At 44.2% G+C, this 24,854-nt stretch carries 19 protein-coding genes and 1 pseudogene; 17 read left to right on the top strand and 3 right to left on the bottom strand.

The features are described 5' to 3' along the window. Positions 1-95: 95 nt before the first annotated feature. The 6 genes from G3R49_RS08365 (at position 96) to G3R49_RS08340 (ending at position 11,690) form a co-directional block, all read left to right on the top strand. Positions 96-1,928, top strand: coding sequence for a glycoside hydrolase family 13 protein (locus G3R49_RS08365; RefSeq protein ID WP_245335312.1), 1,833 nt, complete (start codon positions 96-98; stop codon positions 1,926-1,928). Positions 1,929-2,260: 332 nt separating this feature from the next. Then, complete coding sequence (locus G3R49_RS08360) at positions 2,261-4,057, top strand: alpha-amylase family protein (RefSeq protein ID WP_245335311.1); 1,797 nt, start codon at positions 2,261-2,263, stop codon at positions 4,055-4,057. Between the two features lie 55 nt (positions 4,058-4,112). Next, positions 4,113-6,191, top strand: coding sequence for a glycoside hydrolase family 97 protein (locus G3R49_RS08355; protein ID WP_167869311.1), 2,079 nt, complete (start codon positions 4,113-4,115; stop codon positions 6,189-6,191). Between the two features lie 976 nt (positions 6,192-7,167). Beyond that, a complete protein-coding gene (locus tag G3R49_RS08350) occupies positions 7,168-8,643 on the top strand; it encodes an MFS transporter (RefSeq protein WP_245335310.1) in 1,476 nt (491 codons plus the stop codon). A gap of 62 nt (positions 8,644-8,705) precedes the next feature. Then, positions 8,706-11,162 carry a glucan 1,4-alpha-glucosidase gene (locus G3R49_RS08345; RefSeq protein WP_167869309.1) on the top strand — a complete coding sequence of 819 codons (2,457 nt, stop codon included), beginning with the start codon at positions 8,706-8,708 and terminating at the stop codon, positions 11,160-11,162. Positions 11,163-11,306: 144 nt separating this feature from the next. Further along, complete coding sequence (locus G3R49_RS08340) at positions 11,307-11,690, top strand: DUF805 domain-containing protein (RefSeq protein ID WP_130597407.1); 384 nt, start codon at positions 11,307-11,309, stop codon at positions 11,688-11,690. A gap of 87 nt (positions 11,691-11,777) precedes the next feature. Here the strand turns inward: G3R49_RS08340 and G3R49_RS08335 are convergent, their stop codons facing one another. The 3 genes from G3R49_RS08335 to G3R49_RS08325 form a co-directional block, all read right to left on the bottom strand. After that, positions 11,778-12,635 (bottom strand): transporter, encoded by an 858-nt coding sequence (locus G3R49_RS08335; protein ID WP_245335290.1) that lies wholly within the window; start codon positions 12,633-12,635, stop codon positions 11,778-11,780. A 246-nt stretch (positions 12,636-12,881) separates the two neighbouring features. Beyond that, positions 12,882-13,925: a LacI family DNA-binding transcriptional regulator gene (locus G3R49_RS08330; protein ID WP_167869307.1), complete on the bottom strand. Its 1,044-nt coding sequence runs from the start codon at positions 13,923-13,925 to the stop codon at positions 12,882-12,884. A gap of 37 nt (positions 13,926-13,962) precedes the next feature. Then, on the bottom strand, positions 13,963-14,658 hold the full coding sequence (locus G3R49_RS08325; protein ID WP_130597410.1) for a DUF3334 family protein: 696 nt from the start codon (positions 14,656-14,658) through the stop codon (positions 13,963-13,965). Between the two features lie 479 nt (positions 14,659-15,137). Between G3R49_RS08325 and G3R49_RS08320 the strand changes: the two genes are divergently transcribed. The 11 genes and pseudogenes from G3R49_RS08320 to G3R49_RS20085 form a co-directional block, all read left to right on the top strand. Continuing rightward, positions 15,138-15,395: an HPr family phosphocarrier protein gene (locus tag G3R49_RS08320; protein ID WP_130603155.1), complete on the top strand. Its 258-nt coding sequence runs from the start codon at positions 15,138-15,140 to the stop codon at positions 15,393-15,395. A 47-nt stretch (positions 15,396-15,442) separates the two neighbouring features. After that, complete coding sequence (gene ptsP, locus G3R49_RS08315; protein WP_167869306.1) at positions 15,443-17,170, top strand: phosphoenolpyruvate--protein phosphotransferase; 1,728 nt, start codon at positions 15,443-15,445, stop codon at positions 17,168-17,170. Positions 17,171-17,284: 114 nt separating this feature from the next. Then, on the top strand, positions 17,285-17,794 hold the full coding sequence (gene crr / locus G3R49_RS08310) for a PTS glucose transporter subunit IIA (RefSeq protein WP_130597411.1): 510 nt from the start codon (positions 17,285-17,287) through the stop codon (positions 17,792-17,794). A gap of 156 nt (positions 17,795-17,950) precedes the next feature. Beyond that, positions 17,951-18,295, top strand: a complete 345-nt coding sequence (locus G3R49_RS08305) for an ArsC family reductase (RefSeq protein WP_130597412.1) — start codon at positions 17,951-17,953, stop codon at positions 18,293-18,295. After that, positions 18,292-19,431 carry a succinyl-diaminopimelate desuccinylase gene (gene dapE, locus G3R49_RS08300; protein ID WP_167869305.1) on the top strand — a complete coding sequence of 380 codons (1,140 nt, stop codon included), beginning with the start codon at positions 18,292-18,294 and terminating at the stop codon, positions 19,429-19,431. The genes G3R49_RS08305 and dapE overlap by 4 nt, the downstream gene beginning before the upstream one ends. After that, on the top strand, positions 19,422-20,171 hold the full coding sequence (locus G3R49_RS08295) for a M15 family metallopeptidase (protein WP_245335289.1): 750 nt from the start codon (positions 19,422-19,424) through the stop codon (positions 20,169-20,171). Before dapE ends, G3R49_RS08295 begins: the two co-directional genes overlap by 10 nt. Before the next feature lie 377 nt (positions 20,172-20,548). Continuing rightward, the gene (gene can / locus G3R49_RS08290) at positions 20,549-21,163 is read left to right on the top strand and encodes a carbonate dehydratase (protein ID WP_167869304.1); all 615 of its coding nucleotides are present in this window, start codon (positions 20,549-20,551) and stop codon (positions 21,161-21,163) included. Positions 21,164-21,352: 189 nt separating this feature from the next. After that, a complete protein-coding gene (gene kdnA / locus G3R49_RS08285; protein ID WP_130597415.1) occupies positions 21,353-22,537 on the top strand; it encodes an 8-amino-3,8-dideoxy-alpha-D-manno-octulosonate transaminase KdnA in 1,185 nt (394 codons plus the stop codon). 81 nt (positions 22,538-22,618) lie between these two features. Beyond that, positions 22,619-23,689: a 3-deoxy-alpha-D-manno-octulosonate 8-oxidase KdnB gene (kdnB, locus tag G3R49_RS08280; protein WP_130597416.1), complete on the top strand. Its 1,071-nt coding sequence runs from the start codon at positions 22,619-22,621 to the stop codon at positions 23,687-23,689. Positions 23,690-23,765: 76 nt separating this feature from the next. After that, positions 23,766-24,503, top strand: coding sequence for an 8-amino-3,8-dideoxy-manno-octulosonate cytidylyltransferase KdsB (gene kdsB / locus G3R49_RS08275; RefSeq protein ID WP_130597417.1), 738 nt, complete (start codon positions 23,766-23,768; stop codon positions 24,501-24,503). A gap of 41 nt (positions 24,504-24,544) precedes the next feature. Beyond that, positions 24,545-24,661, top strand: a pseudogene (locus G3R49_RS20085) (DUF2897 family protein); the annotation flags it as partial. Positions 24,662-24,854: the final 193 nt, after the last annotated feature.

Genomic DNA, 24,854 nt, shown 5'->3' with positions numbered 1-24,854 from the left:
AAACCAATCTTGAGTTAATCCGCCCTTGTAAGTTAAAGCCAATTGCAAGCGTATCTTTGGCGCTTGCATTAATGCTTTCATTTAACTTACCCACAATGGTTAACGCGCAGCCACAAACTTCTCAATCACAGTTGACAGTTGAACCAGAGTTTTGGTGGGCTGACATGCAGCACAATCAACTGCAGCTGCTGGTTTACGGCGAAGACATCCGAGAACATTCCGTCAACCTTACTAAGGCTAACGGCGTTAAACTCACGTCAGTGGTTCAATCAGATAGCGATAATCACCTGTTTATCAATCTCGACCTTGCTAATGCTGAGCCGCAAACCATCACCCTAACCTTGGAAGATAAATCTGGAAGCAGCCAATCATTCAGCTATCAAATTAAACAACGCGAAGCTAACTCTGCTCAGCGCCAAGGCTTTAGCAACAAAGATGTGATTTACCTGATCACGCCAGACCGATTCGTTAATGGTAATCCAAATAATGATGTCAGCCCTGATATGCTTGAGGGACTCGATAGGAACTTTGATGGCGGCCGTCATGGCGGCGACATTGAAGGCATTCGTAAAGCACTGCCGTATTTGCATGAGTTAGGCGTCACTCAGCTGTGGATCAATCCACTGCTGGAGAACAATCAGGCTAAATACTCTTACCATGGTTACTCAACCACCAATTTCTATAAAATTGATCCACGTTTTGGCTCAAACGAAGAATATAAAGCCTTAGTAGAACAAGCCAAAGGCTATGGAATTGGCATTATTAAAGACGTGATTGTTAATCACATGGGCAGCGGCCATCGTTGGATGCAGGACTTCCCAACTTCAACATGGATAAACCATCAGCAAACTTGGCAACAAAATCCTGATTTAGTCCCTTATACCAGCCATCATCGAACTGCGGTGCAAGACCCTTACGCGGTTAAAGCCGATTTAGATGATTTTGAAAAAGGCTGGTTTGTACCAACCATGCCAGATATGAATCAGAACGATCCACTAATGGCAACCTACCTTATCCAAAATAGCATCTGGTGGGTTGAGTATGCTGGGCTTAGCGGTATACGCGAAGATACCTACTCCTACGCCGACAAAGCATTTTTAACTCGCTGGTCAAAAGCCTTAATGACTGAGTACCCAAACTTCAATATCGTTGGTGAAGAATGGACTAAAAACCCAATAACGGTTAGCTATTGGCAAGCGGGCAAACAAAATGCAGATGGCTATGTGTCATACACACCAAGCATGATGGACTTCCCTGTATACGAGCAACTGATTGAAGCCATCAACGCCAAAGAAGATTGGGGCAGCGGTTTAATCACCTTATATGAGGCGTTAGCTAACGATGTCGTCTATGCCGATCCGACAAAGCTGGTGTTGTTTGAGGGTAACCATGACACCAACCGCTTGTACAGCTTAGTGAATGAAGATATCGACTTGTATGAAGCTGCCCTCGCCTATGTGCTAACAAGTAATCGCATTCCGCAGATTTTCTATGGCACCGAAGTATTAATGACTAGCCCTATCGAGGGCCGTCATGATGGCGCTGTGCGCGGCGACTTTCCTGGCGGCTGGCAAGGTGATGCCGTAGATGCATTTAGCGGCCAAGGCCTAAGCAAAGCACAAAATCGGGCATTAAGTTTCAACCGTAAGCTACTCAACTACCGCAAGCAATCTTTAGCGATACAACAAGGCAGTCTCAAGCATTTTGCCCCAGAAAACGGTACTTACGTGCAGCTGCGTCAACACCAGGATGAAACCCTAATGGTCATTTACAGCAAAAATGCTGATGCCACGGCTTTAGACTTAGCACGTTTTGCGGCTCACATAGGTAATTATCAGCACGCAATAAACATCATTAGTGATGACAAGATCAAACTTGGCGACACACTAGAAGTATCCAAAGGTGTCACCTTGCTTAGGCTTAAATAACAAGTGCTTAAATAACAAGCGTTGAAAAAGCCGAACTTTATACAGATAGCAGGGCTTGGTTCTTAAACCTGTAACCCGGCTATCAAAATAACAATAAGACATTACGTATTAGGGGCTGCCCTAGTAAACCAATCAACGAGACATTTATGAAGATGAGTAAAATTAATCAACCCATTTCATGGCTAAAACCTGTCGCCATTGCCATAGCCGCGCTAGCTGGCAGCGGCACTCTTGCTGCATGTAATACGACAAAAGCTTTGCAAAAGGACACTGCCGCACAAAACATCCAGCAAAACGCAAATAGCCAAAGCGATGTAAACCTGGCAGCTCCTATGCCTCACAAAGCCGTGGTTTACCAGGTATTTACTCGCCTTTATGGCAACACCAATACCACTAACAAACCTTGGGGTACCATAGATGAAAATGGTGTAGGCAAATTCAGTGATTTTACTCAAGCAGCGCTGCAAGATATTAAATCACTTGGCGTGACGCATATTTGGTACACCGGCGTGCCCCATCATGCGGTGATAAACGACTATAGCCAATATGGAATAAGCCAAGATGACCCAGATGTGGTCAAAGGGCGCGCAGGCTCACCTTACGCAGTAAAAGACTACTACAGTGTTAACCCAGATTTAGCCAATGACCCAGCTAAGCGCCTTGAAGAATTCGAATCCCTTATTGCCCGTACCCACAACAACGGCATGAAGGTACTAATTGATATCGTGCCCAACCATGTTGCTAGAGACTATCAATCACTTGCCAAACCAGAAGGCGTAGTAGACTTTGGCGAGAATGACGACACCTCAGTGACTTACGCTAAAAACAACAATTTTTATTACATCCAAGGTGAGAGCTTTACTGTGCCAGCGAGCCAAAATGGTTATCAACCACTTGGCGGCGACGCGCATCCATTAAGCGATGGTAAATTTGTAGAAAACCCGGCTAAGTGGACAGGTAATGGTTCCCGTCTTGCCCAACCTGACGCTAATGATTGGTACGAAACGGTCAAAATTAACTATGGCGTTAAACCAGACGGCAGCCATGACTTCCCTTCACTGCCAAAAGGGTTCGACAAAAAGGACGCTGCAGCTCACTATGCATTTTGGTCACAGCAAGATAGCAGCGCCATCCCTGATTCCTGGGTTAAATTCAAGCAAATCACTCAATACTGGCTTGCTAAAGGCGTAGATGGTTTCCGTTTTGATATGGCTGAAATGGTGCCAGTAGAGTTTTGGAGCTATTTAAATAGCAACATCAAACATACCAACCCAAACGCTTTCTTGTTAGCAGAGGTCTATAACCCGACCCTTTACCGAGATTATATTCATTTAGGCAAAATGGATTATCTCTACGACAAAGTTGATCTGTATGACACCCTGAAAGACATCATGCATGACAAAAAGTCGACGGCAGCGATCGCCAGCGTGCAACACAAGGTGTTAGATATCGAAGAGCACATGCTGCACTTTTTAGAAAACCACGATGAACAACGCATTGCCAGCCCAGACTTTGGTGGCAAAGCAGAAAATGCGCTACCAGCAATGGTGGTTTCAACGCTACTTAGCCGAGCACCAACACTACTCTACTTTGGTCAAGATGTAGGTGAAGCCGGCGTTGAAAATGCAGGCTTTGGACAACCCACTCGCACCAGTATTTTTGACTATATTGGCGTGCCTGCACATCAACGTTGGATGAACAACGGCAAGTTCGACGGTGGTCAGTCTACCGAGAGCGAAAAAGCGCTACGCAGTTACTATCAAACACTTATGAATCTTAGCCATAGTGCCAGTGCACTTAAAGGTGACTATGTTGAGCTTGATAGCCTGCAACGTCAGTTAGCGACCAAAGGCTATAACGACAAAACCTTCACCTTTGCCCGCTTTGATGAGCAGCAGCAACTCATTGTTGCTAGTAACTTCTCAACCACAAAGGGCGCAAACTTCAACATTAGTGTACCCAATACCCTTGTTCAACAATGGAAGCTGAATCAGCAAGGTGATATTGCAATGGTCGATTTACTTAGCAACAAACAAATCACCCACTTAACAATTGATGATGCAGGCAAAGGCGCACTAAGGGTTTCGCTAAAGCCTTTAGAGTCTTTGGTGTTAGAGCTACAGAGATAGTGACAGCAAGTTAAACCATTAGAACGATAAAAAGTAGAACAAGGAATTCATCGCAATGAACCAAAATTTAACGCGCTCATCCGTGGCTAAAGCTTGCTCAGTAGCTTTTGTACTCAGTGCATTGGCTGCAGGTACGCTTTCATCAGCGGCATTAGCAAAAACCGTGTCTGTTAACTCTCCAGATAAGCGCATTAGTATTGCGCTATCTGATGATGACAACCAACTAAAATATTCGGTTAAGTTTGATGGTAATAACGTCATCAACGACAGCCGCTTAGGTCTGGTGTTTAAACAAATTGGCGAGATGGGCGCCAACTACAAGATCACTGCCAGCGAGATTACAGCAAATAACTCTCAATGGGAGCAACCATGGGGTGAACGTCAGTTTGTTACAGACAATCATCAAAAACTCAGCGTTGAACTATCTAACGGTGAGCTTAACTTCGCCCTTGAGTTTAAAGCCTTTGACGACGGCATTGGATTTCGTTATATAGTGCCTACCCAAACTGGCCTAAATGGGTTTCAACAGCTTGATATCACCAAGGAAATGACTGAATTCGTCATTCCCGATCCGCACAATGCCACAGCATGGTGGATCCCTGGACGTGGCTGGAACCGTTACGAGTACCTATACAACACCACACCGGTATCAAAGGTGGATCGCGCCCACACACCATTCACCACTAAGCTTTCATCAGGCACTCACATTAGTATTCATGAAGCCGCACTTACCGATTACGCTGCTATGGTGCTGGATCAACGCCGCGACGGTACCCTGCGCGCCGACTTGACCCCCTGGTCTGACGGGATTTTAGTGAAAACCCAGCCAGGCTTTACAACCCCATGGCGCACAATTCAAATAAGTGATGATGCAACAGGCTTATTAAACTCAGATTTAATCCTAAACCTGAATGAACCAAACAAGCTTGGCGATGTATCCTGGGTGGAGCCTGGCAAGTACATAGGTATTTGGTGGGGCATGCACATTAACGAAAACACCTGGGGAAGCGGACCAAAACATGGCGCAACAACCAGTGAAACCAAACGTTATATGGACTTTGCCGCTAAATATGGTTTTGACGGAGTGCTAGTTGAAGGCTGGAATATCGGTTGGGACGGAAGTTGGTTCCATAACGGCGATGTGTTTAGCTTTACCAAGTCCTATGACGACTTTGATATCGAGGCCGTATCTAAACATGGCCTAGCCAAAGGCGTGCGTTTAATTGGCCACCACGAAACATCTGGCTCGGTTACCAACTACCGTAGCCAAATGGCAGATGCTTACGATCTGTACCAGAAAAATGGTGTTACCCAAATCAAAACCGGTTATGTCGCCGATGGCGGAGACATTAAACGCATTGATGAGAACGGTATCGCTCGTCTTGAATGGCATGACAGCCAATTTATGGTGAATGAATATCTACACAGCATCAAAGAAGCAGCCAAACGCGGCATTAGCATTAATACCCATGAGCCAATTAAGGCAACGGGCCTGCGCCGCACCTACCCTAACTGGATCTCTCGCGAAGGTGCGCGCGGTCAAGAGTTTAATGCTTGGGGCACGCCACCAAATAACCCAGAGCACACGGTAATTTTGCCATACACACGCCTACTTGGCGGTCCAATGGACTTTACTCCGGGTATCTTTAACTTAGCACCACAGGGCCTTGACGCCGTGAATCGTGTGCAAACCACCTTAACCAAACAGCTTGCCCTATACGTAGTGCTATATAGCCCAATTCAAATGGCTGCTGATTTGCCTCGCAACTATGTTGAACGTATGGATGCTTTCCAGTTTATCCAAGATGTACCAACCGATTGGAGGGAGAGTAAAGCATTAGCAGGTGAAGTGGGTGACTATTTGGTATTTGCCCGTAAAGCACGTGAAAATCAAGATTGGTATGTAGGTGCGATTACCGATGAAGCCGCACGTGAAGTTGATGTAAAGCTAGACTTTCTTGAGGCCAATAAACGCTATGAAGCACAAATCTATCGTGATGGTGAAAAGGCGAACTGGTTAGACAATCCATATGATTACGTGATTGAAACTAAAACCGTTACTGCTAAAGATGCGTTAACGCTTAAGCTCGCACCTAGTGGTGGCACGGCGATTCGCTTCAAAGCGCTAAATTGATAAAACTGTACTAACAGCCCTAAACAGATAGCACTGTAATTTATAAGGCATCGACGCCTCGATGAATGAGTTAATCATTGAGGCGTCTTTTTATTATCTAAATGATATGTGTTGAAGCGAAGTCTCTGTAATCTATATACGTTTCATATATTTAACTACATGAGAGCTAATTATTGACCTTCCACTAATGGGATGCGAACTTTGACAATGCAAAACGCCGTAAAATCGTCCCCTATGGTTACGTTAGGGGCTCTGCTTTAGCAACCCTGCTAAACAAGCTTGCTTTCTCAAAGCGCATTTCCCTAACGCTAGCCTGCCATAAACTTTTCCGATCTAATTCAACACTAAGAACAAACTCATCTGGCTCACACTTTTTTCACAAATACACTGCATATTGATTTCAAAACCAGGCAAGAGTTGCTTTCTAATTATCGATATCGGCATTATCACATAAAGCAATAAAACTAATTATTTACAATACCTTACAAGAGTATCAACACGCCATCAATGTAAACAACTATCGATATCTAGGTTGCTGAAATTTTATGAATACGTATGTATTCAGTTGTGCAAAAATGCACGCTAACGATAGTATGAAACCTGCTAATTTCACTCTCTGCTTGTGGAGATGAAAAGGGCTAGGTCGTTTCTGACACGCGTGTGTCAGTTTTGGAGTACCTTCATTTTCTTTGTTGTTTGTTAGACTCATCGCTTCGGCGCCAAGTAAAGCAAATTAACAAAGTAACTAGGTCTTTGGCGAATACCCGTCTTAGGGAGATGTGTATTCGCCATTTTTTTATCTGCAGTTTAACCTAGAAAGCTCGTGCTAGTGCACCTACGACAGCAAGCATAAATAACATAAAAAATACCAGGGAATGCCATGTCTGCTAATCAATCAAATACAATAACTCAAGGATCTAGCAATACACAGCCAACGGCGATTCAACCGCAATTAAGCTTTTGGCAAATATTCAACATGTGTTTTGGTTTTCTCGGGATCCAATTTGGCTTTGCACTGCAAAACGCTAACGTCAGCCGCATTTTCCAAACCCTTGGCGCAGACATAGACGAAATCCCTATTCTTTGGATTGCAGCACCGCTTACGGGTTTAATCGTACAGCCCATCATTGGCTATATGAGTGACAACACTTGGAATAGCCTAGGTCGCCGTCGCCCCTACTTTTTAATCGGTGCGATTTGTACCACGTTATCACTGTTCATCATGCCGCACTCTCCGACCTTGTGGATCGCTGCTGGTATGCTGTGGATCATGGACGCTTCAATTAACATCGCCATGGAGCCGTTTCGCGCATTTGTAGGTGACAATCTACCAAAAAATCAGCGTACCCAAGGCTATGCAATGCAAAGCTTCTTTATTGGCATCGGCGCTGTTATCGCATCATCACTTCCATACATTCTGACTAACTATTTTGACGTAGCAAATACCGCGCCTGCAGGTGAAATTGCAGACTCAGTCACTTACTCTTTTTATTTTGGTGCAGTCGTGCTGTTCCTAGCCGTTGGATGGACCATTATCTCATCAAAAGAATACTCGCCGGAGGAGCTTGAGGCCTTTAATGGCAAAGCGCACGAAAACGCTAATGGTCACAACACCCAAAAGCGCAGTGCACAGCAATATCAAACCGGCGCTATGATCTGGATGGCCATTGGCGCAATTTTTACCGCCGCTATTTTCACCCAAGGGCTAGAGCAAGAGCTATATATCCTGAGTATCGGTATTTTCGCATTTGGTCCGCTGCAGCTTTTCTGCTCGCTGAAGCTTAAAAAAGACACTAACGCTGACAATCATGGTTTGGCTTTTAATGTGGTTAACGACTTATTCCACATGCCTAAGGCTATGAGGCAGCTTGCCGTAGTGCAGTTCTTCGCCTGGTTTGCGCTGTTCGCGATGTGGATTTACACCACAGCTGCAGTAACGTCATTTCACTACGGCAGTACCGATGTACTTAGCAAAGCTTATAATGATGGCGCAGATTGGGTAGGTATTTTATTCGCGTCATACAATGGTTTTGCTGCGGTTGCCGCGGTAATTATTCCATTTCTAGCTAAAGCTGTTGGTATTAAGTTTACCCATACCATCAACATGTTCCTGGGCGGTTTCGGTCTTATCAGCTTCTACTTTATTACCGACCCAAGTCTGCTTTGGCTGCCGATGATTGGCGTTGGTTTTGCGTGGGCTTCAATCTTGTCAGTGCCTTACGCCATGTTATCGGGTGTACTACCGCCAAACAAAATGGGCGTATACATGGGTATCTTCAACTTCTTTATTGTTATCCCACAGCTACTCGCCGCAAGTGTACTTGGTCTGCTGTTAAAACTGTTTTTCCAGGGACAACCCATTTATGCAGTCGTGCTGGGCGGCGTATTCATGCTCATATCGGGAATTGCTGTGCACTTTGTTCAACAATCACCAGAGCAAGAGCAGGTTTAACTTACTTAAAGCACACTTATAAAAAACAACAAAATCAATTATCAATACAATTGGGGAAGCACATGGTTTCAAACACTAAACTTAAGCCGCTAGCTGCCGGTATTTCGATTGCACTGCTGGGTTTAAGCTTAACTGCATGTACTAAAGATGTAGCAGTTACTTCAGCTGAAGCGCAAAGTGTTCAAGCGGCAGCAAGTTCAAGCGTCGCACCGGGCACGCCAGGTATCGACCCTACGTGGGCATTTTCTGGAAAAACCGGCATTGGTACTTCTTACGAACCTTATGTGAATGGTCAGTATCAATCACAAGCTGACAACCCTGTCAGTAAAGTTTGGTTTAGTGTTGCTCAAGGTATTTTAACCGAAACCATGTACGGGCTTATCCACAACGCACAGCTAAAAGAAATGCAGTTTGTGATTGCAGGTAATGGCTTTGTTGATACCGAAAAAGACGACACCATCTCTAGCATTGAATACTTGCATCAAGATGAGCAAGGCCGTCCTCTTTCACTTGCTTATAAAATCGTTAACAAGGATAAAGATGGCAAGTACCAAATTGAAAAGCACATATTTACCGATCCCAATCGCGACAGCTTAATGATGAAAGTGGTATTTACCGCATTTGAAGATGGTATTACCCCTTATCTTTATGCTAATCCGCATGTCGATAATAGTGGCGCCAATGACATCGCGTTTGTAGAAGGCAACACGTTAGTTGCTCATACAGACAAAGCCGACTCATCTTATATGACCATCACAACTGATGTGAAATTTAACAAGGCATCTGCAGGTTTTGTTGGCACTTCAGATGGTGTAAGCGAAATCAAATCAAGCGGCGAGCTAAAATCAGTCTATCAAACCACCAGCGACAAGAATGCTGGCGGCAATGTCGCACTAACGGCGCAATATCCAGCGGTAAACAAAGATAAGCCATTGGTGATGAACCTCACCATAGGTTTTGGTGACAATAAACAAAACAGCCTTAGCAATGCAACAGCCACCTTAAACGATGGTTATGATGCAGTATTAAGTGCTTATTTGGGCGATGACAAGCACCTTGGCTGGAAAGACTATCTTGCAAGTCTGAGCCCGTTAGAGCGCATGGCGGCGACCACCACCGATGGTGGTAAGTTGCTTAACGCTAGCGCACTTGTGCTAAAAGCCCAAGAAGATAAAACCCATGGTGGCGCCTTGATTGCATCACTTTCTAACCCATGGGGCGATGCCGTTTCAGCCAAAGTTGGCAGCACCGGTTATAAAGCAGTATGGCCACGTGATTTTTACCAATGTGCAATGGCATTTTTAGCCATGGGCGATACCGAAACCCCACGTGTCGCGTTTGAATACCTTGAAAAAGTACAAGTAAGCGCAAATACCCCAGGCTTTGAAGGGGCACCAGGTTGGTTCTTACAAAAAACCCATGTTGATGGCCAAATTGAGTGGGTTGGTGTGCAGCTTGACCAAACCGCTATGCCACTGATGCTAGGTTGGAAACTCTGGCAGGCAGGAGTATTCACTGACGCGGAAATTAGCGATTGGTATAACAAGATGCTTAAACCTGCGGCTGATTTCTTGGTTAAAGGCGGAAAAGTAAAATTAGACTGGAACGATACACAAATCACGCCACCAGCAACACAACAAGAGCGCTGGGAAGAGCAAGCGGGTTACTCACCTTCTACCATAGCGGCAATTATTTCAGGCCTGGTAGCTGCTGATGACCTAGCCAAACTTGCAGGCGATAGCAATCAAGACTACTTGAAAGTTGCCGAGGCACTTATTGCTAAACTTGAGCAAACCACAATTACCACCAATGGCAGCTTTAATAGTAAAATCGATGGTAAACCTTATTACTTGCGGATCAGCCCAAATGGTCAGCCAAATACAGATCAAAAGCTGCTCGATAACAATGGTAAGCCAGGCCTTGACCAACGCACTATTTTGGACGGCGGTTTCCTTGAGCTAGTTCGCTACGGCGTGAAGAGCCCAACCGATGAAGTTGTGCAGAACAGTGTGACCCTGATTGATGATATGACTTTAGAGCACAATTTGCGTGTACGTTACGAGTTCACCGCTAAAGACGGCAGTAAAGTTCCAGGTTTTCGCCGTTATGGTAACGATGGTTACGGTGAAGACGTCAATACAGGTTTAGGTTACGCTGAAAATGGCAATACTCCTGAGCAGCGCGGTCGTGTTTGGCCGTTCTTTACAGGTGAACGTGGACATTACGAGCTTGCACTGGCTAAAGCAACCAACACGCTAAATGCTGAGACTAAATCAGACTTAATCAATACCTATGTTCAAGGCATGGAAACCTTTGCTAATAGTGGTTTAATGCTACCAGAACAAGCCTGGGATGGTGTTGGTAACCCAACGCGCTACCAATATAAGCTTGGTGGTGGTACTAACTCTGCTACACCACTTGCCTGGACACACGCTGAATACGTTAAACTAGTGCGTTCAATGACAGACGAGCAAGTATGGGATCACTACCCTATCGTGTCAGATGCTTTAATAAAGTAATATATAGACACTAATGTTTAAACAAAATCCCATACTCTGACCAGTGTGGGATTTTTTTATATATATCATATTGTTAAATCGAGCTTAAACTGCTAATAATAGTCACCACTCAATTTGGTGTTTAAGTTTAAGGAAAACAACACAATGGAATGGTATCTAAAGGTTCTCAAAAACTATTTTGTTTTTAGTGGTCGCGCACGTCGTAAAGAATACTGGATGTTTACCCTAATCAACATTATCGTCAGCATTGTACTTACCATGTTAGATATGGGAGTCGGTACATACAATGAGTTAACTGGTTATGGTGTATTTAGCGGTATTTATACATTGCTGGTACTTATTCCAAGTATTGCCGTTGCCGTGCGAAGATTACACGATACCGGACACTCTGGCTGGTGGTTACTGCTTATTTTAATCCCATTACTAGGCGCATTAATCTTGTTAGTGGTTATGTGCTTCAATTCAAAAGAAGATAACGAGTACGGACCAAATCCAAAGGCTGTTAACGTTGATCAGGTTGCTGCCTAATCTATAACTAACAACTGCAATAAACTAAAAAGGGTATCCATACTAGATACCCTTTTTTGTTGCCTCACGCGGCTGAGTAGAGTCTATTTACAGTAAATACTGCCAGAACACCCCATAGGTACTAAAGTCATTTCCTACCCGAGTAATAAATCCTGTACTAGCGTTAAACTTAAGGCTATTTCGTTTATCAATTGCATAGGAATAAGTTACTCCGAGACGAGAATTACGCTCTTCATCATTGCTATCAGCACCATCTTGAGTCGTATCCGCACCAAAAAAATAATTGCCGCTTACCGACAACCAATCTCCACTATCTAATGTATAGATAATGTGAATCTGAGTACTATATTGCGGCGCTTTTTCTAGAAAAACATCATTATAGAAATTGTCATTATCGCTATAAAAACGCACTGTCGCGTTTAAACCATATTGCCACTTTTCTTGCGTGTAAGATAACCCTAACCCAGGCCTAAAAACCCATTGGTTAGTACCGGTATTTAACAATTTATCACTGTCATAACCGCCCCAAGGCGCTTCAACTTGCAAGCTAGTTCCAATGACCAAACCCGCTTTATAGCTTGACCACTGTTGCAATGACAAAGCTGGTGCACCATAAAAGTTCCAAGAGAGTTTAAACGCAGGATCGCCGAAGCCACATTGTTCACCTTCTACGAATTCGCCTTGGAAAGTTGCACTACCTTCGATACAAGCGCGCGTGGTACCAACATCAAACTTTGCCGATTGACCAAACAAAGCAAAGGTACGTGCATACCCCACCGCGGCGGCCTTTGCAGTTAGCTGGGCATCTTTTACGGTCACACCTGGTGCCGGAGACAATCCGCCATGGGAATAGACGAGTCCTGCTGCTACAAATTCAAGATCAATTGGCACGTTGGTGTAACTGCGGGGTTCGAGATCTTGTGCACGACAATTGCCGCTTACCAACAGCGATGCTATTAACACGACACTAGAGACATGCGTTCTTACAAGCGTTCTTACAAGCGTAAGCTGACAAGTCACAAGAAAGGATAAAGCGGACGAAAGGTTAAGAGTTTGTTTACCCATATTAAATTGCAATTCCCTGCAAAGTTAAATCTACGAGTTAGCAGCAAGCTTTTCGTCAGCAGGCTGGGGCTTATTAGTCACACTAAGCTCGCCTGCTTTAGAAATACACAGCCTTTAAATGAGAAATTAGTCAGCTGAAACTACAGTTTCAGCTCGGCAAGACTGCCTCACGACAATACTAGTTGGAATTAATTGCGGCTCGACCTCTTGTCCTCGAATCGCTTTAAGCAGACTCTCAACAATTTTCTCGCCTGCGAGCTTCGTATTTTGCTTAACCGTGGTTAGCGCAGGTGATGCATAACTAGCTACAGGAATATCGTCATAGCCGATTACACCCACATCTTCAGGAACGCGGATCCCCCGCTCTGAAAGCGCTAGCATAGCACCAATAGCAATCAAATCACTTGCCGCAAAAATAGCATCAAAATTCTCGCCGCTATCAAGCAATGCATTGGCGGCCTGATAACCTGAGTCCTCAGTACTGATGGCGTCAAACTGCTTGTTAGCATCCGCAGTTAAGCCACCTTTACCTAACTCGTCGCTGTGACCTAAATAACGATCTCTGAACTCTGGGCTATGGCTCGAGCTGTCGCCTAAAAAAGCAATGTCTTTATAACCACACTCCAGCAGATGAGCAGTTGCAATGACGCCACCTTGATAGTTGTCGCAACCGACTGATAACACCGAGTCGTCACTGCCCTGTGCTCCCCAAATAACAAAATGGGTATTTTGTTCAGCTAGACGTTCTAGCTTGTGGGCGTAGTCAACATAATCACCATAGCCAAGCAAAATAATGCCATCCGCTTTATTACTGTCCTCGTAATCTGCATGCCAATCGCTTGAAAGTTGCTGAAATGAAACCAATAAATCATACCCTTGCTGCGCCGTCGCTCTCGTTATCGAACCGAGCATCGACAAGAAAAAAGGATTAATCATGGAGTCATCATTAGTTGGGTCTTCACAGATTAACAGCGCGAGAGTGTGACTATTTTGGGTACGTAAATTACTGGCGTTCTTATCGACCTTGTAATTTAATTCCTTGGCGATTGCTTGAATTTTTAGCCTAGTTGCTTCGTTTACCAAAGGGCTATTGCGCAATGCGCGCGACACGGTAGACTGGGACACCCCAGCGCGATAGGCAATGTCTATTGATGTTGCTTTTGCAGCCATAGCGCGTTCAACCTTTTTATTGTTGTTATGTTTGCGGTTATAAGCCTAATTCATCCAGCAAGTCACCGGCATCGTCATCAGTACTCTTTACCGCAGGCTTGTTCGAAGACGTTGTGACACGTGTTTGAATACTGTGAGCCTCAAGTAGAGAATCCGGGTCAAACTCTTCGTCCATTTCAAAATCGACCGAACGTATAAATTCGGTTTTATCCATGGCAAATTCTAAATAGAAAGTATGGTTGTTTTCAGTTTTGAATGACACACGGCGCACCACTGCATCATCAAGATTAGTATCTACTGAAATCGTTAATTCTTTATTAATTGTCAGCATTTTTGGCTGACTTTGGCTGATTGAGGTCTGTAACTCTTTAGAAATTTTATTGATGAAATCACCAAGGATTTGATTCATCAACTCACCCATCACATTGCTAACATCATCTGACGTGTGAGTAAAAGCCAGCTCAGATTCTGGCATACCCATGTTAACCATGTACTTACGATAGATTTCAATCGCAGCAGCTGCCGAGAAATTGATGACAACCAACCCAGAAAAGCCACCATCAAAAATAGAGAAACAACCAAGGTCTGGTTTTAGTCGCGTACGGGAAATACTTTGCACCATGCCAGCGTGACTAATTTGGCTGCCGCTGGTGCTCGAAAGCACGTGTGACACTGAATGGCACAGCTTTAAAAGAATATCATCATTGGTTACAACACTTGCTGGGTTTACCATTTGAACACCTCTTATTATTAACTCTGCCATCTTGCGGGTAATTTCACAAAAAATCAAAATAAAAACAAGTCATTAGCATGATTATTAACCAAACAATACCCGATAACTTATAAATCATTGATTAAGCGGCAAATTAGCCAGATTTCAACTTCGATTAACAAATACATTATTTTTACATCTTAGCTCACAGAACGTAGATTTGTCGCTCACTGGAGGACAAGGAAAAATTTATAATCTTCTACTTTGTTAAAGCCTATAAATGTCATTTAAGGTCTAACTTGTCTTTAAGCCAAGTGTAAGCAATTCAAATTGACTGTTTTGAGCGAGTACAAATTCCCCTAACAAAGCTGGTAAATGCCTAAAATCACACCAGTTACCACCATGTCATCGCAAACACTGTATTCAAGCCAGCTTTTTTCTATAAGCTGGCGATGTTTTACGTTATATTGTTTGCCAACAATAGAGTGAGTCGTAAATTGATGTACCAAAAGTCTGTCACTATTAATGCCCGTCATGGCATGCACACCCGTCCTGCTGCCTTGCTTGTAAAAGAAGCTAAACGTTTTGACTGTGATGTCATGGTTGAATGCAACGGAAAAAAAGCAAGCGCAAAGAGTTTATTTAAACTGCAAACCTTAGGGCTCCACCATGGCGTGACGGTATCTGTCAGTGCCAGTGGTGACCAAGCTGAGCAAGCTGTTGATTGCGTTGCTAACCTACTCAGTACACTTAGCTAGCTTTCACATGTTAAGCATCAATAAATAGAAAAGAGATAGGAACGAATATGTCGGTAAATGGGATTGTTGTTTCATCAGGTATTGCATTTGGCCAAGCACTTACCATCCGATCCAATACCCACCCATTAGACCTATCACTCATCTCAACCTCCAAGATTGAAGCAGAAAAAGACAAACTACTTCGTGGCGTCAATAACCTTATTTCATACCTGTTGCAGTGCCAACAGCGCTTGAGCGAACAGTGCGATCATTTTCAGCTTATTGATGCCGATATTGCACTGTTAGAAGATAGCGAACTCCACCAAACCTTGTATCAACATATTGGCCAGTATCGCGTTTCAGCCAGCGTTGCTGTCGATCGAATTTTTCGCCAGCAAGCGTTTGAGATAAGTCAAATTGATGATCCGTACCTTGCGAGTCGTAGCGATGATATCTTGTGCTTAGCTAAACGTTTAAATTCCGCGCTAAATGGCCACCTTCAATGGGACTTATCAACATTAGAGCAAGACACCATTTTACTTGCCGATGACCTAACCCCAGCTGAATTTGCCATTTTACCTTTAGCGCATATCAAAGGTATTGTGCTTGAATCTGGTGGCTTAACTAGTCACACCGCAATTTTAGCCAGAAGCGCCGGCATTCCAACGTTATTAAGTTGCCCATTTGCAGAGCATCAGACCATTGCCGATGGCACTGAAGTTATTGTCGATGCGCTGCAAGGTGAACTGCACTTTGCGCCGTCCGATACCCTTCGAGAACAACTAAAAGCGCAAGCAGAGGCTGAAAGACAAAAACGTGAGGCGCTGGCAAAGTACAAAGATCTTAGTGCGCAAACCCAGGATGGCCATCATGTGAGCCTAGTAGCTAACGTGGGTGAGCTAAACGATATTAGTCATCTTGCCGACGTGGGGGCTCAAGGTGTGGGGTTGTTTCGAACGGAATTTATTTTAATGCACTCTAAGGCGATGCCAAGCGAGCAACAACAGTACCAGCTGTACTGTGAAGCGCTGCATAGCCTTGGCGATTTACCTTTAACCATCAGAACCTTTGATATTGGCGCAGATAAAGAGATCCCTTGGTTAAATCTACCAAAAGAGGATAACCCTGCGCTAGGACTGCGCGGCATTCGCTATAGTCTTGCCCGGCCAAAAGTATTTATTACCCAGATTAAAGCCATACTTAGAGCCAGCGTCCACGGCACAGTTAGGCTGATGTTCCCCATGGTGAGTCAGGTTGAAGAACTCACTGCACTACTCGACCTGGTCAATCAAGCCAAACAAGAATTAACCCAGGATGGTAAAACGTACGATAGAGTCGATATTGGTTTAGTCGTAGAAACGCCTGCTGCAGTGCTCAATCTTGCGAGCATGTTGCCGTTGATTGATTTTGTCAGTATTGGCAGCAATGACTTAACCCAATACACCTTGGCTGCAGATCGCACTAACCCGCAATTAGCCAAAGATTATCCACCACTATCACCAGCGGTATTACGATTAATCGCCATGACAATTAGCCAATGTAAAAACGCTAGCACTAAAGTTAGTTTATGTGGTGAGATAGGCAGCAGCCCTGAATTACTGCCATTGTTAGTTGGCTTAGGGTTAGATGAATTGAGTATCAACCCAGCAAGCGTATTGGCAGTTAAAGCACGCCTGATAGAGGGTAATTATCAAGAATTTGTAAAACATGCGCAGGTAGTGACGCAATTAAGCCAAATTGAGCAAATTTCACAAACAATAAAGGCATACAATTCAGATGCTTTCGCGTTACACTAACCTAAGGTGTTGCCAGCGTGATTACAGTAAGTAAAGTATGCTAGAAGCTACTAGTTGCGCTAGCTAAACAAACATATAAGTAAATAGAATAATAAAATTCGAGGCCTAGTTAACATGGGATTTTTAAGTCGAATTCGACGCCTAATTTCAGGGCAACAGCCCGTCTCTGGTCAAATAGATATTTTGGCGCCAGTATCCGGCGAGATAGTAAAAATAGAAAAAGTACCAGATGCCGTATTCTCAGAAAAAATCGTTGGTGATGGTATTGCTATCGACCCCAAGGGTAAGCAAATACTGGCACCAATTGACGGCACTATAGGCAAAATCTTTGAGACAAACCATGCATTCAGCATTGAGTCTCCACAAGGGTTAGAGTTATTCATCCACTTTGGTATTGGCACAGTTGAGCTTGGTGGCAAAGGTTTTTCACGCTTGGCTGAAGAAGGTCAACAAGTTAAAGCTGGCGACCCGATATTAGAATTTGATATGCAGCAGCTTGAAGGTCAAGTAGATAGCCTGCTGACACCGGTTGTACTAGCCAATATGGAAGATGTCGATCAGCTCGATAAAAAACAAGGCAGCGTAACTGCAGGTAAAGACGTTATCTTTACTGTGCAAATGTAATATCCCCTTGTCTGTTTAGCCGTTTTATTATTAATCTAACGGCTACCTGCACTGCGCTTGAGCTTATCACATAACATGATCATCAAAGCCTGCGCAAATACCAACCTCATTTTCAAATTAATTCAAAAGCATAGTTAAAGAACACGGAGTTCAGTTTTGATTTTATACGGCATTAAAAATTGCGACACAGTAAAGAAAGCACGTAAATGGCTTGAACAGAATGAGCATGCATTTGAGTTTCATGATTTTCGTCAAGACGGCTTGACTGAGCAGCAAGTAGAAAACTGGGCCAAGCTGATAGGCTGGGAAACACTGTTCAATAAGCGTAGCACCAGCTACCGCGCCTTAGCTGATGACGTTAAAGCAAGCCTTAATGAAGCGAGCGCGATTAAATTAATGACTGAGCAACCAACGCTCATTAAGCGCCCAGTGCTCGAGCGTGACAATCAAATCATCAACGGCTTTAAAGCTGACAGTTATCAAGCGTGGTTAAACCAATGAAGCAAGATTCAGCCGTACTCGCGTTAGCGAAAGACCTGATCTCCCGAGAGTCAATCACGCCTTTAGATGAGGGTTGTCAGGAACTAATGGCCGAGCGTCTTAAAGCACTTGGCTTTGAAATTGAGTCGATGGTGTTTGAAGACACCACCAACATGTGGGCACGTAAAGGTAAAGGCGACCCAGTATTTTGTTTTGCTGGCCACACCGACGTTGTGCCAACCGGTGATATCAATCGCTGGCATACGCCGCCGTTTACTCCAACGGTAATTGATGACTACCTACATGGTCGCGGCGCAGCTGACATGAAAGGCTCATTAGCCGCTATGGTGGTTGCCACTGAACGTTTTATTGACAAGAATCCAGACCATCAAGGCTCTATCGCTTTTTTGATCACCAGTGATGAAGAAGGCCCATTCATTAACGGCACCACAAGAGTAATTGATACCCTCGAAGCGCGTAATGAAAAAATTACTTGGGCACTGGTTGGTGAGCCATCATCAACCCATAAATTAGGCGATGTGGTTAAAAATGGCCGCCGCGGCTCACTCACCGGTAATTTGGTAGTGAAAGGTGTTCAAGGTCATGTTGCCTACCCTCACCTTGCTGATAACCCAGTACATAAAGCTGCGCCAGCGCTTGCTGAGCTCGCGCAAATGCACTGGGATCATGGAAATGAGTTCTTCCCACCAACAAGCTTTCAAATCGCCAACATCAATGGCGGTACGGGCGCATCAAATGTGATCCCTGGCGATCTAAAGGTGATGTTTAACTTCCGTTACTCAACAGAGGTTACCGCTGAAGAGTTAATTAAACGGGTGCTGAATATTCTTGATGCTCATGGCCTTGATTACGACATCGACTGGATATTTAACGGCTTACCTTTCTTAACCGGTGAAGGTCCATTACTTGACGCAACCAAAGAAGCTATTTTGGAAGTCACAGGTTATGAAACTGATCCGCAAACCTCTGGCGGCACTTCAGATGGTCGCTTTATCGCACCAACAGGCGCACAAGTAATTGAGTTAGGCCCGGTAAACGCTACCATCCATAAGGTTAACGAGTGCGTTAAAGTCGCCGATTTAGATGTGCTAGCACTTTGCTATGAACGTATTCTGGAAAAACTGCTTTGCAAATAAACCAGTTACCCACCACATCGTTAACTCAGCTGCAGCAAGATAGCCTTAGCTATCTTGCTAACGCACCTGAGCTGCTATATGGCTTAAGCTCAAAGCACTTAACTCAAATTGGTAATAAACTCGTTGAGCATCATACTGCTGCGGCTTTTAATCAGCTGCAACGTGCTGGCGCTAAACACGGCTTTGATATTCAGATATGCTCTGCATTTCGTGACTTTGAGCGCCAAAGCCTGATTTGGAATAATAAAGCACTTGGCAAACGTCCTGTGCTTGATAGCCAGTCAAAACCACTCGATATTTCAAAGCTCACTCATGAGCAGTTACTCAAGGCTATCTTATTATGGTCAGCATTCCCCGGCAGTTCTCGCCATCACTGGGGAACGGATATAGATGTGTTTGATGCTGCAAGCATTGATGTTAACGATCTGCAATTAGTCAGTGAAGAGTATCAGGCGAATGGCCCATGTTATGAGCTGTATCAATGGTTACGAGTCAATGCAGCAAGATTTGGCTTTTACTTCCCGTTTCAACATGGCAAAAGTGGCGTTAGCGCCGAGCCTTGGCATTTAAGCTTTTACCCTGTCGCCAAACACTTCCTTGATGCATTTAGCACAGATGCTCTGGCTCAAGTTCTTGATAAAAGCGAAGTCGAATTATCAGATGAGCTGGTAAATGATTTACCCAACCTAGTCAGCCGCTATGTACGTTATGTCGCGCCGCTTCCTACTAGTCTGCGATGAAGTGAAAATCCACGATAACCTAAAAATGAGTAGAGACACCTCAAAATTCGCAATTAGAACAATGTCAGTGTTCATTTCAATTCTAAATAGATAAATTCACGATACAAATGTAATACCTGTTAATGAATTTAATCTGCAATTAATTTAAGATGGCTCAGCGAAAACAAAGATACGACCAGCCGATTAGAAATCACTGGTATAATCTGGCAAAACAATCGATTAGTCGCAACTCTCTGTTTCACTCACAGTGCAGTTTGGGCTCGCTTTAACGAATTCGCTAACTTTGCGACTTCACTAGCTTGGCGACTTCAATAGCAAAGAGCCATGTCGAGATATAACTTAGCCACTGCAGGCTTAATAACAATAATCAGGTGCCTATGAAAATCCTTAAACCTCTGTTTGATAACAACCGCCGCTGGGCAGATCGTATCAATCAAGAAGACCCAACTTTCTTTGAACAGCTCGCCAAGCAACAAACACCTGAATACTTATGGATTGGTTGTGCTGATAGCCGTGTACCATCAAATCAGATTATTGATTTGATGCCTGGTGAAGTATTTGTTCACCGTAATATCGCTAATATGGTCATCCATACCGATCTTAACTGTCTGTCTGTTCTGCAATACGCTGTTGATGTGCTAAAAGTGAAACACGTCATGGTAGTAGGACACTATGGCTGTGGCGGTGTAAAAGCGTCGATGACTGACGATCGTTATGGTTTAATCGACAACTGGTTGGGTCACCTAAAAGACATCTACCGCTTCCACAAAGATGAGTTAGAAAAACTTGATGAAGACGCACGCTTTAATCGCATGTGTGAGCTCAACGTGATTGAGCAAGTGGCTAACGTGACCTCAACGAGTATCATTCAAGAAGCCTGGGCACGTGGTCAGGACATTTCAGTTCATGGCTGGATTTATGGTATCGACAACGGCCTACTTAACGACCTTGATGTTACCGTTGACCGTCAGATTGCCCTAAACGACAAATAAGGCTGCTGATGTTTAACGCAAGTTGAACAAATATCACGCAATCATTAACTAAAGACCTGCGAAAGCCGCAGGTCTTTGTGTTTTTGATGAATTATTTTTCAATATCATTCGCCCTCTGCCTATGAAGCTAGTTATAATCGATGGGTTTACTAAACGCAGATGCGTAAGAATTTTTAGGAGATAATTTCCATGCCAGGTTTTGAACTATTTGGTCCAGAAGAAAAGCAAGAAGTTGCTGATGTGATGGAGAACGGCTTTACTTTTCGTTATAACTTCGACCATATGCGTAACGATCGCTGGAAAACCCGCGAAATGGAACAGCTGCTTTGCGAGAAAATGAACGCCAAGCACGCGCACCTAGTATCGAGTGGTACTGCTGCGCTACAAACTGCCCTAGCCTCAGCGGGCATCGGCGCTGGTGATGAAGTGATTGTACCGCCATTTACTTTCGTTGCTTCAGTAGAAGCGGTCTTCATGGCAGGCGCTATCCCAGTGTTTGCCGAAATAGACGAAACCTTATGTTTATCTCCAGAAGGTATTGAAGCGGCAATTACTCCGCGCACTAAGGCGGTTAACCTAGTTCATATGTGTGGCTCTATGGCCAAGATGGACGAGATTGTCGCGATTTGTAAAAAGCACAACCTAGTTCTTCTTGAAGATGCTTGCCAAGCCATTGGTGGCTCATACAAGGGTCAAGCTCTAGGCACGATTGGTGCAGTGGGTTGCTACTCTTTCGACTCAGTTAAAACCATCACTTGTGGTGAAGGCGGAGCGGTTATCACCAACTCGACTGAAATTTACGACCATGCCCACATGTTCTCAGATCACGGTCACGACCACGTAGGTAACGATCGCGGCGCAGAAGGCCACCCGAACATGGGTCTTAACTTCCGTATTTCAGAAATGAACTCAGCAATGGGTTTAGCTCAGCTACGTAAGCTAGACAAAATCATCGACATCCAGCGCACTAACAAAAAAGCAATCAAAGATGCGATGGCGGATATCAGCGAAGTGACTTTCCGTGAAATCCCTTGTGAAGACGGTGATTCAGCGGGGTTCCTATCTTTCATGTTGCCAACAGAAGAGCGCACCATTGAAATCAACAAGAAGCTTGCTGAAAACGGCGTTGACGGTTGTTTCTACTGGTACGTAAACAACTGGCACTACTTGAAAAACTGGAAGCACATTCAGGAGCTAAAATCGCCAGCTGCGCTACCTATCACATTAATTGAAGATCGCCCTGACTATACTAAGGTTCAAACGCCTAAGTCAGACGCTATCATGAGCCGCACGATTTCTATGCTGATCAAGCTATCTTGGACAGAAGAAGAAATCGCGCAGCGCATTGAAAACATTAAGAAAGCGTTTGCTTAATTAAACCCGGTTACCAATAATCGCACCATGCTCGCTTGGTGCGATTATCTATATGTAGATGTCTCAACGGAGAGTCTTGTAATGAGCTTTAAAAATTTTAAATGCGTACCAAAAATGATCTTTGGCCGTGGTTCATTCGCACAGCTTGATGATGTGTTAAGCGAAGAACGTAAAACTGCTGATGACTTTGTGGTATTCCTAGTTGATGACGTACACCAAGACAAACCTCTTGGTGGCCGCGTACCAGCAAAAGATCACGACTTACTGATTTACGTTAACGTAGATGATGAGCCAACCACTAAGCAGGTTGATGACTTAACCGCGCAAGTACAAGCATTCAACAGCAAAGCACCAGTTAGCGTTGTGGGTCTTGGTGGCGGTTCAACGCTGGATTTAGCGAAAGCAGTTTCACTGATGCTAACCAACGAAGGCGGCAGCGCTGAGTATCAAGGTTGGGACTTAATTAAGAACCCAGCTATTCACCATATTGGTATCCCGACCGTTTCAGGCACAGGTGCTGAAGCATCACGTACTGCTGTACTTTGCGGCCCAGTGCGCAAGCTTGGTCTTAACTCAGACTACACTGTATTTGATCAAATCATCATGGACTCTGAGCTAATTGATGGCGTGCCAACGGATCAATGGTTCTACACAGGTATGGACTGCTACATTCACTGTGTTGAATCTCTAGAAGGTACATACCTGAACGAGTTCGCTAAAGCATTTGCTGAGAAATCGATGGATCTTTGCCGCGAAGTATTCCTAGATGATCATCCAGAAAAAGATGACAAGCTAATGATGGCTTCTTACATGGGCGGTATGAGCATCGCTTACAGCCAAGTTGGTGCCTGTCATGCAGTTTCATACGGTCTAGGCTATGTACTAGGTTACCATCACGGTATCGGTAACTGCTTAGCATTTGACGTACTTGAAGAGTTCTACCCAGAAGGCGTTAAAGAGTTCCGTCAAATGATGGATAAGCACAACATCAAGCTACCTAAGAACATCTGTAAAGACTTACCAGATGAAACTATCGCTAAGATGGTAGCCGTAACAAAGAGCATGGGCCCACTTTGGGAAAATGTTTACGGTGAAGGTTACCAAGAGAAAGTTACCGACGAAATGCTGACTAAGCTATTCCGTCGTATATAATAGCCATACGCTATTTACATAAGGGCTCGTATGAGCCCTTTTATTTACTGCTTTTTGCAAAATTGAAAGGTCAATAATGAAAGTTACCCTGCTTATTCCCGCGCGATACGGCTCAAGCCGCTTCCCAGGAAAACCTTTAGCGCCAATTAACGGCAAGCCAATGATCCAACACGTTTATGAGCGTGCATCATTAGCCAAAGGTTTAGATAATATCTATGTAGCGACTGACGATGACAGAATTAAACAAGCAGTAGAAGCTTTTGGCGGTCAAGTGGTCATGACCAATCCTGAAGCCGCATCTGGTACAGACCGTATTAATGATGCTATCGATCAACTTGGCCTTGCTGACGATGATTTAGTGATCAACTTACAAGGTGACCAACCACTTATCGACCCAATTTCAATCGAGCAAATAATCACCTTATTTGAGCGCCATCCAGGCGAGTTCGAAATGGCAACCTTAGGGTTTGAAATTGTCGATAAGCAAGAACGTGACGACCCACTGCACGTTAAAATGGTATTCGACAACGACTTTTACGCACTGTATTTCTCGCGCTCGTGCATTCCATTTGGCCGCGATACCGATGACTACCCTGTCTACAAACACTTAGGGGTTTATGCCTATACTCGCCGCTTTGTGAATACGTTTGCTAAATTGCCGCTAGGCCGCTTGGAAGATCTTGAAAAGCTTGAGCAATTACGAGCACTTGAGCATGGTCATAAAATTAAAGTCGCGATCAGCGCCTTTGATTCACCAGAGGTAGATACGCCTGAAGATATTCGCAAGTGTGAACTGCGCTTAGCAGTCGACTAATTATTTCAAAGCGTACAATTTAGCATTGTTACAGAGGCATTATGGAATTAGAAGGCTTAGAAGTTTGGCTAATCATTATTTTGGTAGTTGGCATAATCGCTAGCAACCTTGCAGTGCTTAAATATAGCGCCAAGTTCAAGATGCCCCAGTTCGGTGAACCAAAGGCCGGTGAACCAAAAGCCGGTGAACCTAAAACTGGAGATCCAAAAGCAGGCGACTCAAAAGAAGGCAAACAGTCTGATAACTCAGACGATGAGCAGCTGAGTCAGGTTATTCTGGATGCTTTAGCTGAATCTGAGACCAAGAAGAAAGACACTAAATCAAGTACAACTGATGACACAGACATAGTGA

It is taken from the genome of Shewanella sp. WXL01, assembly GCF_012263345.1.
GTDB classification, from domain to species: domain Bacteria; phylum Pseudomonadota; class Gammaproteobacteria; order Enterobacterales; family Shewanellaceae; genus Shewanella; species Shewanella maritima.
Note: the sequence above shows the minus strand (reverse complement) of the source record. Positions and strands in the feature narration are given on the sequence as shown.

Bases quoted from the DNA above. Each gene is read 5' to 3' on its own strand.
- G3R49_RS08365 (WP_245335312.1), top strand. From the start codon at position 96: ATGGTTAACGCGCAGCCACAAACTTCTCAATCACAGTTGACAGTTGAA.
- G3R49_RS08360 (WP_245335311.1), top strand. From the start codon at position 2,261: ATGCCTCACAAAGCCGTGGTTTACCAGGTATTTACTCGCCTTTATGGC.
- G3R49_RS08355 (WP_167869311.1), top strand. From the start codon at position 4,113: ATGAACCAAAATTTAACGCGCTCATCCGTGGCTAAAGCTTGCTCAGTA.
- G3R49_RS08350 (WP_245335310.1), top strand. From the start codon at position 7,168: ATGTGTTTTGGTTTTCTCGGGATCCAATTTGGCTTTGCACTGCAAAAC.
- G3R49_RS08345 (WP_167869309.1), top strand. From the start codon at position 8,706: ATGGTTTCAAACACTAAACTTAAGCCGCTAGCTGCCGGTATTTCGATT.
- G3R49_RS08340 (WP_130597407.1), top strand. From the start codon at position 11,307: ATGGAATGGTATCTAAAGGTTCTCAAAAACTATTTTGTTTTTAGTGGT.
- G3R49_RS08330 (WP_167869307.1), bottom strand. From the start codon at position 13,925: ATGGCTGCAAAAGCAACATCAATAGACATTGCCTATCGCGCTGGGGTG.
- G3R49_RS08325 (WP_130597410.1), bottom strand. From the start codon at position 14,658: ATGGTAAACCCAGCAAGTGTTGTAACCAATGATGATATTCTTTTAAAG.
- G3R49_RS08320 (WP_130603155.1), top strand. From the start codon at position 15,138: ATGTACCAAAAGTCTGTCACTATTAATGCCCGTCATGGCATGCACACC.
- ptsP (WP_167869306.1), top strand. From the start codon at position 15,443: ATGTCGGTAAATGGGATTGTTGTTTCATCAGGTATTGCATTTGGCCAA.
- crr (WP_130597411.1), top strand. From the start codon at position 17,285: ATGGGATTTTTAAGTCGAATTCGACGCCTAATTTCAGGGCAACAGCCC.
- dapE (WP_167869305.1), top strand. From the start codon at position 18,292: ATGAAGCAAGATTCAGCCGTACTCGCGTTAGCGAAAGACCTGATCTCC.
- can (WP_167869304.1), top strand. From the start codon at position 20,549: ATGAAAATCCTTAAACCTCTGTTTGATAACAACCGCCGCTGGGCAGAT.
- kdnA (WP_130597415.1), top strand. From the start codon at position 21,353: ATGCCAGGTTTTGAACTATTTGGTCCAGAAGAAAAGCAAGAAGTTGCT.
- kdnB (WP_130597416.1), top strand. From the start codon at position 22,619: ATGAGCTTTAAAAATTTTAAATGCGTACCAAAAATGATCTTTGGCCGT.
- kdsB (WP_130597417.1), top strand. From the start codon at position 23,766: ATGAAAGTTACCCTGCTTATTCCCGCGCGATACGGCTCAAGCCGCTTC.